The sequence below is a fragment of the Microvirga sp. M2 genome, assembly GCF_047497095.1.
Taxonomy (GTDB): domain Bacteria; phylum Pseudomonadota; class Alphaproteobacteria; order Rhizobiales; family Beijerinckiaceae; genus Microvirga.
This window is the reverse complement of sequence record NZ_CP134063.1, coordinates 3,752,253-3,766,399: the sequence shown is the minus strand read 5'-3', so window position 1 is coordinate 3,766,399 and position 14,147 is coordinate 3,752,253. Positions and strand designations below refer to the sequence as shown.

Here is a 14,147-nt window from a genome sequence, read left to right as displayed (position 1 = left end):
CGAAGCTGAAGCGTTCTGGTTAAATTCTGCGGGCATCGGACGAAAAGCGGGCCCGTCCGATGCTCCCGGACAGGCAGGCTTCGGGGAACACGGCTATGGCGGTACTGGTCACGGGCGGCGCGGGATATATCGGAAGCCGCATGGTGCTCGAATTGCTCGACGCAGGCGAGCCGGTGGTGATTCTCGACGACCTCTCCACGGGTTTCCGATGGGCCGTTCCTCAGGACGCCGCTCTCGTCGTGGGCGATGTGGGCGACCAGGCTCTGGTGGCCAAGGTCATCGAGGAGTATGGAATCGACAGCATCCTGCATTTCGCCGCCCGGATCGTGGTGCCTGAATCGGTCACCGATCCCTTAGGCTACTATTGCAACAATACGGTGAAGACCCGGGCTCTGATCGAGACGGCGGTCCGGACCGGGATCGCGAACTTCGTCTTCTCGTCCCCTGCATCCTCGTCCCCTGCATCCGCGACTACGTCCAGGTGAACGACCTCGCCCGCGCGCACCTCGCGGCCCTGAGATCCCTGCGTGCCGGTGGCGATTGCGCCGTGCTGAGCTGCGGTTACGGCCACGGCGCCTCGGTGCTGGAGGTCGTGGATGTGGTCAAACGCGTTTCGGGGGTCGATTTCGGCGTGCGGCTCAGCTCCCGCCGTCCGGGCGACCCGGCCCGGCTCGTGGCCCAGGTGGACCGGATCCGCGCTCTCGGCTGGGAGCCGCAGCACGACGATCTGGCGGAAATCGTCGAACAGGCCCTGCGCTGGGAACGGACCCTGGCGGAACGGAAGGCCGCATAACCTCCCATTAGCTCGTGCGAAAAAGTGGCCCCGGTTTTTCGCAGGACCGATGCGCTCTCTCCAAAAAGGGAGCATCGGAGGGGGGCCAAAAGCGCACATCCACTTCCGGCGTCCGAGGCTCTATCAACCGGTTGTTAACTCTCTTAGTGTCGCAATGGCAGGACAATTCTGTCCCGTTTCCGTGAGCGACATTCATGCATCTGCCGCTTCCCTCGGTCCGCCGCTTCTGCGGCGCCCTCCTTCTCGGTCTGAGCATCACGATGGGCGTGGAAGGCTCGGTGCGGCCCGCCCAGGCGCAGGCCGTGTCGGAAGCGGGATTCCAGCGCTTCGTGCAGGGCCTGTGGCCGGCCGCCCAGGCGCGCGGGGTTTCGCGCGCCACCTTCGACGAGGCTTTCCGGGGCGTTTCGCCCGATCCGAAGATCGTCGCGCTCACCAGGAAGCAGTCCGAGTTCGTCCGTCCGATCTGGGACTACGTCAACGGTGCGGTGTCGGCCCAGCGCCTTCAGCGCGGCCGTGACATGGCGGCCGAATGGCCGAAGACCCTGGCGGCCGTCGAAAAGACATATGGCGTCCCCCGCTCCGTGGTCCTCGGTGTCTGGGGCATGGAGACCAATTTCGGCAGCTTCACCGGCTCCATCTACGTCGTGCGGGCTCTCGCGACGCTCGCCTACACGGGTTATCGCGCCGATTTCTTCAGGGAAGAGCTCCTCATCGCGCTCCAGATCCTGGAAGAGGAGCATATCAGCCGCGACAAGATGCTGGGCTCCTGGGCCGGGGCCATGGGCCAGACCCAGTTCATGCCCTCGAGCTTCATGAAATACGCCGTCGACGGCAATCGGGACGGGGTGCGCGATATCTGGTCCTCGGTGCCGGACGCCATGGCCTCGACGGCCAACTACCTGCGCCAGCAGGGCTGGGAGCCGGGCCTGCCCTGGGGCTTCGAGGTCAAGCTGCCGCCGCGCTTCGATTTCCGTTACCTGACGCTGACCTTTTCACAATGGCAGACCCTGGGTCTGAACCGGAGCGACGGAAAGGCCATGCCCCGATCCGGCGAGGCGACTCTGTTCCTGCCGGGCGGAGCCGGCGGTCCGGCCTTCCTGGTCACGAAGAACTACGATGTCATCAAGAACTACAATTCCTCGGACGCCTACGCCATGGGGGTAGCCCATCTCGGCGATCGGATCATGGGCGGCCTGCCGATCCAGGGGGCCTGGCCCAAGGACCAGCCCATGCTCGACAAGGACGAGCGCCACGAGCTGCAGCAGCGCCTCGCCCGGCTCGGCTTCTATGAAGGCGAGGCGGACGGCAAATTCGGGTCCAAGACCCGGGAGGCCGTGCGGAACTTCCAGCTCAGGCGTGGCTTAATTCCCGATGGCTATGCTGATTCCGTGGTCCTGCGCGAATTGCGTGCGGCCCGCTGACAGGTCCCGCAAAAGCTCTATAAACTGGGTGGCGCGGACCTAGTGGAACCACCGATGCGGTTGCTGACGATCCTCAGTCTGGTTGCCTTGAGCCTGCTTCTCGCCCTGGGAAGCGGGACGTCGGTCGTGGCGCAGGGCTATTATTATCCGCCTCAACAGCAACAGCAGCAGCAACCTTACCGCGATCCCCGGGCCTATCCGCCGGGCTATTACCCGGGAAAGCTCGTCCAGCCGGCGCAGCCCCAGCAGGGTTTCAGCCTTCGCCGTTTCTTCGGCATTCCCGACGAACCGGCCCCGACGGTGCGCGCCCCCGTGGCAAAGCCCCGCAAGGCGCCGTCTCCGGCGCCGGTCGCGCGCACGGAAAAGCCCAAGGTGGATCCCGGCACCCATGTCGTGGTCTTCGGCGATTCCCTCGCCGAATTCGCGCGCCAGGGTCTCGAGGCGGTCTATGCGGACAATCAGGATGTGGCCGTCGTCGGCAAGATCAGGAACGGCAGCAATCTCGTGCGGAGCGACCCGGCGGAGTGGCCGAACTTCATCAAGTCCACCCTCGATTCCGGCCAGAAGACGACCGTCGCCGTCGTCATGCTGGGCCTGAGCGACCGGCAGAGCCTGCAGGAGGGAGAGGAACGGGTCGAGCTTCTCTCCGACCGTTGGAAGGACCTCTACGGCAAAAGGATCGACGGGATCCTGAATGCCTTCCAGGAACGCGGCATTCCCGTCATCTGGATCGGCCTGCCGCCCATGAAGAGCAGCAGGCTCTCGGAGGAGCTCCTGGACGTGAACAACGTCTACCAAGAGAGCGTATCGCGCCACGGCGGGACTTACGTGGATATCTTCCCCGGCTTCGTGGACGACGAGAACCGCTATACCTCCACCGGACCGGACGTGGATGGCGAGCCCGCACGGCTGCGCACCGACGATGGCGTGTCCTTCACCAAGGCGGGCGCGCGCAAGATCGCGTTTTTCGCGGATGTGGAGATCAAGAAGATCCTGGAATCGCTGCGGACCGGGACGCCGGTGGCGACCGCTCCGACCGGCGGTGTGGACATCGAGGCCGCACTTCCCGCGCTCCCCGATGCCGCCGCTCCGGTTTCACTCCCGATGAAGCCTCTCGTCGGCCCGGTCCTGCCGCTGACGCGCCAGGACGTGACGCCGGGCGGAACCCTGGTTTCCGGTGCGCCGAAGCTCACCGGCGATCAGGCCTATCCGGTGAGGCGCGCTTTGCGCACGGGCATTGCACCGGGTTCGCGCCCCGGACGCGCAGACGATTTCCGCTGGCCGAAATCCTGACCTTAACAGCGAGAATTGAAAGGGCGGCCTGATCGCTCCGATCGGCCGCCCTTATGTTTGCCCTTGCCGGACGATCAAACCGGCAGGTCGCTCGAACCCGTCAGATAGGTGTCGATGGCGCGCGCCGCCTGACGGCCCTCGCGGATCGCCCAGACGACGAGGGACTGGCCGCGGCGCATGTCGCCGGCGACGAAGACCTTGTCGTTCGAGGTCCTGTAGCTCGTGTCGTCGGCCACCACGTTGCCGCGCCGGTCGATCGCGACGCCCGACTGCTCCAGCAGGCCTTCCTTCACGGATCCGGCAAAGCCGATGGCCAGGAAGACGAGATCGGCCTTGAGGGTGAATTCCGTGCCCGGAATCGGCTGGCGCTTCTCGTCGACGCGGGCGCATTGCACGCCTGTCGCCTGGCCCTTCTTGCCGACGATGCCCAGCGTCGCCGCCTGGAACTCGCGCTCCGCGCCTTCGGCCTGCGAGGAGGAGGTTCGCATCTTCGTCGGCCAATAGGGCCACACGGTCAGCTTGTCCTCGCGCTCGGGGGGCTTGGGGCGGATGTCGAGCTGCGTGACGGACAGGGCGCCCTGGCGGAACGCGGTGCCGACGCAGTCGGAGGCCGTATCGCCGCCGCCGATGACGACGACATGCTTGCCGCCGGCGAGGATCGGCTCGTCGGCGACGTCCTCGCCGCCCACGCGCTTGTTGGACTGGGTGAGATAGGGCATCGCGTAGTGAACGCCCTTCAGGTCCTGTCCCGGCAGGTCGGGGTTGCGCGGGTCCTCCGCGCCGCCCGCGAAGAGCACCGCGTCGAACTCGTTGTGGAGCGAGGCGAAGCTCCGGTCCACGCCGATATTGACGCCGCAATGGAAGACGACGCCTTCGGCCTCCATCTGCTTCACGCGGCGGTCGATGTGGTACTTCTCCATCTTGAAGTCCGGAATGCCGTAGCGCAGCAGGCCGCCGGGCCTAGCCTGACGCTCGAACACATGCACCTCGTGGCCTGCGCGCGCGAGCTGCTGCGCCGCCGCCAGCCCCGCGGGGCCCGAGCCGATGACGGCCACCCGCCTGCCGGTTGAAATCTCGGCGGGCTCAGGCTTGATGTAGCCCATCTCCCACGCCTTGTCGGCGATCGCCTGCTCGATGGTCTTGATGGCGACCGGCTGGTTCTCGAGGTTCAGGGTGCAGGCCTCCTCGCACGGGGCGGGGCAGATGCGGCCGGTGAACTCGGGGAAGTTGTTGGTGGTGTGGAGGTTGCGCGCGGCCTCCTCCCAGTCGCTCTGCCAGACGAGATCGTTCCAGTCGGGAATCTGGTTGTGCACCGGACAGCCCGTCGGGCCGTGGCAGAAGGGGATGCCGCAATCCATGCAGCGTCCCGCCTGCTTCTTGAGATCGTTGTCGTCGAGCGGCAGCGTGAACTCGCGGAAGTGCCGCACGCGCTCACCGGCGAGCTGATACTTCTGCTCCTGCCGGTCGTATTCGAGAAAGCCTGTGACCTTGCCCATCGGTTTGCCCCTTATTCCTTATTCCGCTGCCTGCAGGTTCCGGAGACGGTCCATCTCCTGGAGCGCGCGGCGGTATTCGACCGGCATCACCTTCACGAACTTGGTGCGGAAGGTCGCCCAGTTGTCGAGGATCTCCTTCGCGCGGGCCGAGCCCGTATAGGTGTGGTGATTGGTGATCAGCTGCATCAGGCGCTCTTCATCGGGGCCGGACATGTTGGCCAGGATGTCGATGCGGCCCTTGGTTTCCAGGTCGCCGCCGTGATGATGGAGGCGGCGCATGAGGTCCTCCTCCTCCTCGACCGGTTCGAGATCGACCATGGAGAGGTTGCAGCGCTTCCCGAACGTGCCGTCCTCGTCGAGCACGTAGGCGATGCCGCCCGACATGCCCGCCGCGAAGTTGCGGCCCGTCTGGCCGAGCACGACCACGAGGCCGCCGGTCATGTATTCGCAGCCGTGATCGCCCGTGCCTTCCACCACCGCGATGGCGCCGGAATTGCGCACGGCGAAACGCTCGCCCGCGACGCCGCGGAAATAGGCTTCGCCTGCGATCGCGCCGTACATCACCGTGTTGCCGACGACGATCGAGCGCTCGGGCACCGCTTTCGAGGACAGCGTCGGCCTGATGATCAGCTTGCCGCCCGAGAGGCCCTTGCCGACATAGTCGTTCGCCTCGCCCTCGAGTTTCACCGTCACGCCCGCGGCCAGCCATGCGCCGAAGCTCTGGCCCGCCGTGCCCGTCAGGTTCACCGTGATCGTGTCGTCCGGCAGGCCCTCATGGCCATAGCGCTTGGCGACCTCGCCCGAGAGCATCGCGCCCACGGACCTGTCGGAGCTGCGCACCCGCGCCTCGATGGCGACGGCTTCGCCCTTTTCCAGCGCGGGGCCGGCCTGAGCGATGAGGTCGCGGTCGAGCACGTTCGCGATGGGATGAGCCTGACGCTCCTGGTGACGGACGGCGACGTCGGCGGGAACATCCGGCTTGTGGAAGAGCTTCGTGAAGTCGAGGCCCTTCGCCTTCCAGTGATCGATGGCCGCGTTCTTGTCCAAAAGGTCGGACCGGCCGATCATCTCGTCGATGGAGGCAAAGCCCATCTCGGCCATCATCTCGCGCACTTCCTCGGCAACGAAGAAGAAGTAGTTGATGACGTGTTCCGGCAGGCCCTTGAAGCGCTTGCGCAGAACCGGATCCTGCGTGGCCACGCCCACCGGGCAGGTGTTCAGGTGGCACTTGCGCATCATGATGCAGCCCGCGGCGATGAGCGGGGCGGTCGAGAATCCGTATTCGTCGGCCCCGAGCAGCGCCGCGATCACCACGTCGCGGCCGGTGCGGAGGCCGCCATCGGCCTGCAGGGCCACGCGTCCGCGCAGACGGTTGAGCACGAGGGTCTGCTGCGTCTCGGCCAGGCCGATCTCCCATGGCGAGCCCGCGTGCTTGAGCGAGGTGAGGGGAGAGGCGCCCGTGCCGCCCTCGAAGCCCGAGACGGTGATGTGGTCGGCGCGCGCTTTCGCGACGCCTGCCGCCACGGTGCCCACGCCGACTTCCGAGACGAGCTTCACCGACACGTCGGCCTGGGGATTCACGTTCTTCAGGTCGAAGATCAGCTGCGCGAGATCCTCGATGGAGTAGATGTCGTGATGCGGGGGCGGGGAGATGAGGCCCACGCCCGGAGTCGAATGGCGCACGCGGGCGATCTTCACGTCGACCTTGTGGCCGGGCAGCTGGCCGCCCTCGCCGGGCTTGGCTCCCTGAGCGACCTTGATCTGCATCATGTCCGCGTTGACGAGGTATTCCGTCGTCACGCCGAAGCGGCCCGAGGCGACCTGCTTGATGGCGGAGCGCTTGGAGCGCCCGTCGGGCAGCGGGCGGAAGCGTTCGGGCTCCTCGCCGCCCTCACCGGTATTGGACTTGCCGCCGATGGCGTTCATGGCGAGCGCCAGAGTCTCGTGCGCTTCCTTCGAGATCGAGCCGAACGACATGGCGCCGGTCGAGAAGCGCTTCACGATCTCCTGCGCGGGCTCGACCTCGCTCAACGGAACAGGCGCGCGGCCTGCCTCTTGCGCCGTCCTGATGCGGAACAGGCCACGGATGGTCTTGAGCTCGTTGTCCTGCTCGTTCACGAGGCGGGCGAATTCGCGGTAGCGGTCCTGCGCGTTGAGGCGCACCGCGTGCTGGAGCGTGGCGACGGTATCGGGATTCCAGGCATGCACCTCACCGCGCTGACGGAAGGCGTATTCGCCGCCCACATCGAGCGCGCCGCGATAGATCGGCGCGTCGCCGAAGGCGTCGCGGTGGCGGTGGACGTTCTCTTCCGCCACCTCGCCCATGCCGATGCCTTCGATGGTGGTCGCGGTGCCGAAGAAGTCGCGGGCCACGAACTCGGACTTGAGGCCGACCGCATCGAAGATCTGCGCGCCGCAATAGGACTGATAGGTGGAGATGCCCATCTTGGACATCACCTTGAGCAGGCCCTTGCCGATGGACTTGATGTAGCGCTTGATCGCCTCGTCCCCGTCCACCTCTTCGGGCAGCTCGCCGCGGGCGTGCATGTCGGCGATGGTCTCGAACGCGAGATAGGGATTGATCGCTTCCGCGCCGTAGCCGGCGAGGCACGCGAAGTGATGGATTTCGCGCGGTTCGCCGGATTCGACCACGAGGCCGACCGAGGTGCGCAGCCCCTTGCGGATGAGGTAGTTGTGCACGGCCGCGGTGGCCAGGAGCGCCGGGATCGGGATGCGGTCCGGACCCACCATGCGGTCGGACAGGATGATGATGTTGTAGCCGCCGTGAACAGCCGCTTCCGCGCGGTCGCAGAGACGGTCGAGCGCGCCGTCGAGGGCGGATGCGCCGAGCTCGGCATCGTAGGTGATGTCGAGGGTCTTCGTGTCGAAGCGGTCCTCGAAATGGCCGATGCAGCGGATCTTCTCCAGGTCCTCGTTGGTGAGGATCGGCTGACGCACTTCCAGGCGCTTGCGGCGCGAGGTGCCTTCGAGATCGAGAATGTTCGGGCGCGGGCCGATGAACGACACGAGGCTCATGACGAGCTCCTCGCGGATCGGGTCGATCGGCGGGTTCGTCACCTGGGCGAAGTTCTGCTTGAAATAGGTGTAGAGCAGCTTCGGCTTGTCGGAGAGCGCCGAGATCGGCGTATCGGAGCCCATGGAGCCCACGGCCTCCTGGCCGGTCACGGCCATGGGCTGCATGAGCAGCTTGAGGTCTTCCGCCGTGTAGCCGAAGGCCTGCTGACGGTCGAGGAGCGACACGTCGGTGCGGGATTCGCGCGCCTGGACGGGCTTCAGGTCTTCCAGCACGATCTGCGTGCGCTTCAGCCAATCCTTGTAGGGATGGGCGTCGGAGAGCTGCTGCTTGATCTCGTCGTCGGAGATGATGCGGCCTTCCTCCAGATCGATGAGGAGCATCTTGCCGGGTTGCAGGCGCCACTTCTCGACGATCGTCTCCTCGGGAATCGGCAGCACGCCCATCTCGGAGGCAAGCACCACGAGGCCGTCGTCGGTCACGAGATAGCGCGCCGGCCGGAGGCCGTTGCGGTCGAGCGTCGCACCGATCTGCTTGCCGTCGGTGAAGCACACGGCCGCCGGGCCGTCCCACGGCTCCATGAGGGCCGCGTGATACTCGTAGAACGCGCGCCGGTCGTCGTTCATGAGCGGATTGCCGGCCCAGGCCTCCGGAATCAGCATCATCATGGCGTGCGACAGGGAGTAGCCGCCGCGCACCAGGAATTCGAGCGCGTTGTCGAAGCAGGCGGTGTCGGACTGGCCCTCATAGGAGATCGGCCAGAGCTTCGAGATGTCGTTTCCGAAGAGCTCGGAATCGACGGAGGCCTGGCGCGCGGCCATCCAGTTCACGTTGCCGCGCAGGGTGTTGATCTCGCCGTTATGCGCGACCATGCGGTAGGGATGCGCGAGCTGCCAGGTCGGGAAGGTGTTGGTGGCGAAGCGCTGGTGCACGAGAGCGATGGCGCTCTCGAAGCGCGGATCCTGCAGGTCGGGATAGTATTGCCGCAGCTGGGTCACGAGCACCATGCCCTTGTAGACGATGGTGCGCGAGGACAGGCTCACCGGGTAATAGCCGACGGTGCGCTCGTCCTTCATGTCGTAGACGGCGTTGGAGATGACCTTGCGGGCGATGAACAGGCGACGCTCGAAGGTCTCCTGGTCGTCCACCCCCGAGGTTCTTCCAAGGCTCTTGCCCTTGCCGATGAAGATCTGGCGGTGCAGGGGCTCGGTGGCCTTCACGCTCTCGCCGAGATCGCTCGAATCGACGGGCACGTCGCGCCAGCCGAGAACCTGCAGGCCCTCGTCCGTGATCGCCTTGGTGACGATCTCCTCGACGAGCTGGAGGCCCTCGGGATTGCGCGGCATGAACAGGTGACCGACGCCGTACTGCCCTTCCTCCGGCAGCCAGATGCCGAGCTTGGCGCATTCGGCGGCAAAGAATTTATGCGGGATCTGCACCAGAATGCCGCAGCCGTCGCCCATCTTCGGGTCCGCCCCGACGGCGCCGCGATGATCGAGATTGTGCAGGATCGACAGGCCCTGCTCGACGATCGTATGCGACTTGCGGTTCTTCATGTCGGCGATGAAGCCGACACCGCAGGAATCCTGCTCGTTGTTCGGATGGTAGAGGCCCTGAGGGGCGGGCAGACCCGGATCGCGCACGAATTTGACCGTATCCGCCGTCGCGGCCGTGCGGCTTGGCACTTTGCTTCCCAGGCTCTTCGTTGGCGCGTCGCTCATGGCAGATCCTTACATCCGAACACGTCTTCAAGGTTGTTGAGGCGGCTTTCGGGCCCGTCGGATGGTTGGATCTTCCGGATGCCCGCCGCTTCTCGCGTCTTGCGAGGCTCGGGTCACCGGAGGGAGAGCCCGCACCTCGCGGGCATCCCAGGCTTGAATTCAGCCCAAAGTTGCCCGTCCCGCCCACGTTTTGGGGGCAGGTTTTTCGGTATCTCGCGTCGTTCGCATCTGACGAAGCATCAAGAAAACCTCAGGCCAAAGGGTGCGGACACCCCAAATGGGACAGCATCGCTGTCCTAATGTCGGCAAAGTGCCAGAGAACCGAAAGGGGCACAAGAGGGGTTTGGAAAAATTTTAGACGAAAGTTACAAGCGGCCAACCGGGAATGTAACAAAAGCAGTCTTTGGCGCCTGGAAACGAAAGTCTTCGCCGATGGGTCAATGATCTTGACATGTTGCTCCCCATGGGGAGGCTGCGCCGTCAAGGAGAGCATTCATGAATTTTGCAAGCGACAATATCGTAGGCGCCAGCGCCCAGGTTCTGCAGGCTCTGAGCCAAGCCAATGCGGGATCCATGGCGGCCTATGGGGGCGACGAGATCACCAGGCGGGTGAAGGCGCGCTTCAACGAGATCTTCGAGCGAGAGGTCTCGGTGTTCTTCGTGACCACCGGAACCGCCGCCAACGCTCTCGCGCTCTCCTCGGCCGTGCCGCCCTACGGCCTGTGCGTCTGTCACCGCGAGGCGCATGCGATCGACGACGAATGCGGCGCGCCGGAATTCTTCATGCATGGAGCCAAGCTCGCGGGTCTCCCCGGGACCGGCGCGAAGCTCACGGCCGAGGGGGTCTCGACGTATCTGAAGGGGCTTTCCAGGGCGGTGAAGCAGATGCCGCCCAAGGCCCTGTCGATTTCCCAGGTCACGGAATGCGGCCTCGTCTACCATCCGGACGAGCTCGAGGCGCTGGGCGAGGTCTGCCGGGAGCATGGGCTCTCCTTCCACATGGACGGGGCACGCTTCGCCAACGCCCTCGTGTCGCTCGGCTGCACGCCGGCCGAGATGACCTGGAAACAGGGTGTGGACATTCTCTCCTTCGGAGGGACGAAGAACGGCTGCCTGATGGCCGAGGCCATCGTGGTGTTCAAGCCCGAGCTCGCCGAGGCGCTCGACTACCGGGCGAAGCGCGCCGGTCAGATCGTGTCCAAGGGCCGCCTGATCTCGGCGCAGTTCGAGGGCTATTTCGCCGACGACCACTGGTATGCCAATGCCCGCCACGCCAATCGCCTGGCGAGGCTTCTCTCGGACGGGCTTTCAGGGCTTCCCGGCGTGCGTCTCGCCTGGGCGACGCAGGCCAACGAGGTCTTCCCGATCATCCCGAGGTCCATGGACAAGGCGCTCAAGGAGGCGGGCGCCCTCTATCACCCCTGGACGGAGCTGAGCCTGCCCGCGGGCGAGGCCATCGGGCCGGACGAGACCTTGATCCGCCTCGTGCTCTCCTTCGCCTCGCAGGAGCAGGATGTGCGAAAGCTGTTGGAGATCGCCCGTTCGGCCGCTCCGCGACAGGCGGCGGAGTGACATTGCCCTAACCCTGCCGCATTCACCCGCGATGTCTGGCCTACGAGACCTGACCAACGGGGTTCACCTCCAGCCCCGGCGGGACTATCTGGACCAGGGATCAAAACAAAAGCGCCCCGAGCCAACGGGGCGCTCTTTTTGTTTCAGGGCCTTGTGTTCGCCCCGGCAATCCCCGCCTCTCTCGTCAGCCCCGCCCAGGCGCGGATCCAAAACCATGACGCATCCGGAGGGAGCAGATCCGGGAGAAACGCGGATTGCGGAGCCGGTCCCCGGATCGAGCCCGGGGACCGGCCAGGCCGCGGCCTGATTGTTTAAGTGGTCCGCCTTAGGCGGCCTGCTTGGTCTCGACCGCCCGGGCGCCGTTCATGGCGATCGGGATGAGTTTCGGCTTCTTGGCCTCGGGCGTCTCGCGCACGAGATCCAGGTGCAGCAGGCCGTTCTCGAGGCTGGCGCCCATGACCTGGACGCCGTCGGCCAGCTGGAAGCGCCGGTCGAAGCTGCGCGCCGCGATGCCCTGATGGAGCACTTCGGCCTTACGCTCTTCGCTGGGCTTCTTCTCGCCGCGAACGGAGAGGGTGTTCTCCTTCACCTCGATGGTGAGGTCCCTGTCGGTAAATCCGGCGACCGCAATCGAGATGCGATAGGCATTCTCGCCGGTGCGCTCGATATTGTAGGGCGGGTAGCTCGGGGCCGCGTCGACGCCGACCATCTGGTCGAGCATCGAGAACAGACGGTCGAAACCGACCGTGTTGCGGTACAGGGGAGCAAGATCGAACTGTCGCATGGCATATCCTCCTACAGAAGCAACATGCATTCCTTGAAGATCCACCTCTCAAAAAGGCTGGATCAGGATCCGTGCCGCCATCGGCCGGCACATCAAGCATGTGGGAATAGATCCATTCCCGTTCAAGAGGCTCGCCCCTCGGGCCCATACCGCCCTATAAAGGGGTCACATCGTTTCGTGAGGCCAGCCGTGGAATTCTTCCCGACCCCCAACAATCCCGTGCCCGGCGAGCCGGTGCTCACCGGCATCACCACAGCCGACGGTATCGCTCTGCGGGTCGCGTACTGGAAGGCCGAAACCGACCGGCCCAAGGGAACCGTCTGCATCCTGCACGGCAGGGCCGAGTTCATCGAGAAGTATTTCGAGACGGTCGGAGATCTTCTCGCGCGCGGCTTTGCGGTGGCGACCTTCGACTGGCGCGGGCAGGGGCTTTCGGGACGGCAGGTGAAGAACCCTCGCAAGGGACATGTGAGGCGGTTTGCCGATTACCGGCTCGATCTGGAAGCCGTGCGCGACCAGATCCTGGTGCCGCACATGCCCGAGCCTCACTTCGCGCTCGCCCATTCCATGGGTGGGGCGATCGCGCTCAACGCGGCCCACGAGAGCTGGCTGCCCTTCCGCCGGCTCGTCACCACCACGCCGATGATCGCGCTTTCCATCGTCAGGCGGACCCGCGGGGCGGCCTTTCTCGCACGTCTCCTGAGGCTTTCCGGCATGGGCAGGACGTTCGTTCCCGGTGGCGGCGAGACGTCGATCTCCACGCTGCCGTTCAAGGGAAACCGCCTCACGAGCGACCCGGTGCGCTACTCCCGCAACGCGGATGCGGCGACCGCCATCGGGCCGGGCGCCATCGGTGCGCCGACGGTGGCGTGGATGGATTCCGCCTTCCGCTTCATGAGGTGCTTCACGGCGCCGAACTATGCGCTGAAGATCCGCCTGCCCACGCTGATCGTCGCCGCGGGAGGGGATCCGGTCTGCGCGACGCCCGCGACGGAGCGCTTCGCCGCGCGGCTGAAGGCGGGACACGCCATTGTCATTCCCGGCGCGCGGCATGAGATTCTCATGGAGCGCGACGAGATCCGCGAGCAGTTCTGGGCCGCGTTCGATGCCTTCATCCCCGGAACGCCCGATGACCGGACCAAGCCGGCGCCGGATCTCGACGCCCATCTCGACGCCTTGGGCTTATCGGCTGAGCAGCTCGACGGCGGCGGCGTGGACCCTGCGGTCGCCAGCCGCGACGATGCGCCCGCCGCCGGCCGCTGACCCTCCGTCCCAAGTGGTGACGATGCCGCCCGCGCCTTCGATGATCGGCACCAGAGCCGCGATGTCGTAGGACTTGAGGCCGGATTCCACGACAAGGTCGATATGGCCCGCCGCGAGCATGCAATAGGCATAGCAGTCGCAGCCGTAGCGGGCGAGGCGTGCCACGCTTTCCACGCGGTCATAGGCGCGCAGATCCTCGCCCGCAAAGAGGCGCGGGCTCGTGGTGGAGATCACCGCGTCCTTCAGCGAGGCGCAGCGGCGCGTCATGAGCTTGCGCTCGCCGCCGGGGCCCCGGTAGGTGCTCGAGCCGCCGTCGCCGAAGAAGCGCTCGCCGGTAAACGGCTGGTGCATCATGCCGAAGACCGGACGGACCTTGTAGGTGAGGCCAATCAGCGTGCCCCAGGTGGGAAGGCCCGCGATGAAGGCGCGGGTGCCGTCGATGGGGTCGAGCACCCACACGTAATCCGCATCCGCGTTCTCCGCTCCGAACTCCTCGCCGATGATGCCGTGGGTGGGGAAGCTGCGCTTGATGAGGTGGCGCATGGTGGCTTCGCTCGCCCGGTCGGCTTCCGTGACCGGGTCGAACGCTCCGCCGCGGGATTTGTCCTCGGACGCAATGGCCGTGCGGAAGAACGGCATGATCGCCTGACCGGACGAGGTGGCGAGCTCGTTGACGAAATGCGTGAAGTCGATGAGCCCCATGCTGGGATGTCCTCGTGAATCGTCCAGGCCGGCCTTGGCCTGTTGTCGCTCCGCTTTTATCAAGCGTC

General features: G+C 65.6%; 8 protein-coding genes and 1 pseudogene. 5 read left to right on the top strand and 4 right to left on the bottom strand.

What is annotated here, in order from left to right:
- Positions 1–95 precede the first annotated feature (95 nt).
- The 3 genes and pseudogenes from RE429_RS17885 to RE429_RS17875 all read left to right on the top strand — a co-directional run bounded on the left by RE429_RS17885 (position 96) and on the right by RE429_RS17875 (position 3,507).
- Positions 96–793: pseudogene (locus RE429_RS17885) on the top strand (NAD-dependent epimerase/dehydratase family protein).
- Between the two features lie 194 nt (positions 794–987).
- Positions 988–2,214, top strand: coding sequence for a lytic murein transglycosylase (locus RE429_RS17880; protein WP_414472032.1), 1,227 nt, complete (start codon positions 988–990; stop codon positions 2,212–2,214).
- 54 nt (positions 2,215–2,268) lie between these two features.
- On the top strand, positions 2,269–3,507 hold the full coding sequence (locus RE429_RS17875) for a DUF459 domain-containing protein (RefSeq protein WP_414472031.1): 1,239 nt from the start codon (positions 2,269–2,271) through the stop codon (positions 3,505–3,507).
- A gap of 74 nt (positions 3,508–3,581) precedes the next feature.
- Here RE429_RS17875 and RE429_RS17870 read toward each other — a convergent pair whose 3' ends face one another.
- Both RE429_RS17870 and gltB read right to left on the bottom strand, forming a co-directional pair.
- Positions 3,582–5,003 carry a glutamate synthase subunit beta gene (locus RE429_RS17870; RefSeq protein ID WP_414472030.1) on the bottom strand — a complete coding sequence of 474 codons (1,422 nt, stop codon included), beginning with the start codon at positions 5,001–5,003 and terminating at the stop codon, positions 3,582–3,584.
- Between the two features lie 18 nt (positions 5,004–5,021).
- Positions 5,022–9,758, bottom strand: coding sequence for a glutamate synthase large subunit (gene gltB, locus RE429_RS17865; protein ID WP_414472029.1), 4,737 nt, complete (start codon positions 9,756–9,758; stop codon positions 5,022–5,024).
- Between the two features lie 495 nt (positions 9,759–10,253).
- Here gltB and RE429_RS17860 point away from each other — a divergent pair, with 495 nt between their 5' ends.
- Complete coding sequence (locus RE429_RS17860; protein ID WP_414472028.1) at positions 10,254–11,330, top strand: threonine aldolase family protein; 1,077 nt, start codon at positions 10,254–10,256, stop codon at positions 11,328–11,330.
- A 325-nt stretch (positions 11,331–11,655) separates the two neighbouring features.
- Here RE429_RS17860 and RE429_RS17855 read toward each other — a convergent pair whose 3' ends face one another.
- The gene (locus RE429_RS17855; RefSeq protein WP_414472027.1) at positions 11,656–12,114 is read right to left on the bottom strand and encodes an Hsp20 family protein; all 459 of its coding nucleotides are present in this window, start codon (positions 12,112–12,114) and stop codon (positions 11,656–11,658) included.
- A gap of 189 nt (positions 12,115–12,303) precedes the next feature.
- On the opposite strand from RE429_RS17855, the gene RE429_RS17850 reads away from it, so the two are divergent.
- Positions 12,304–13,377, top strand: coding sequence for an alpha/beta fold hydrolase (locus tag RE429_RS17850; RefSeq protein WP_414472026.1), 1,074 nt, complete (start codon positions 12,304–12,306; stop codon positions 13,375–13,377).
- On the opposite strand, the gene hisN is transcribed toward RE429_RS17850, so the two are convergent.
- Positions 13,297–14,079, bottom strand: coding sequence for a histidinol-phosphatase (gene hisN, locus RE429_RS17845; protein ID WP_414472025.1), 783 nt, complete (start codon positions 14,077–14,079; stop codon positions 13,297–13,299). The genes RE429_RS17850 and hisN overlap by 81 nt on opposite strands.
- Between the last annotated feature and the right edge of the window lie 68 nt (positions 14,080–14,147).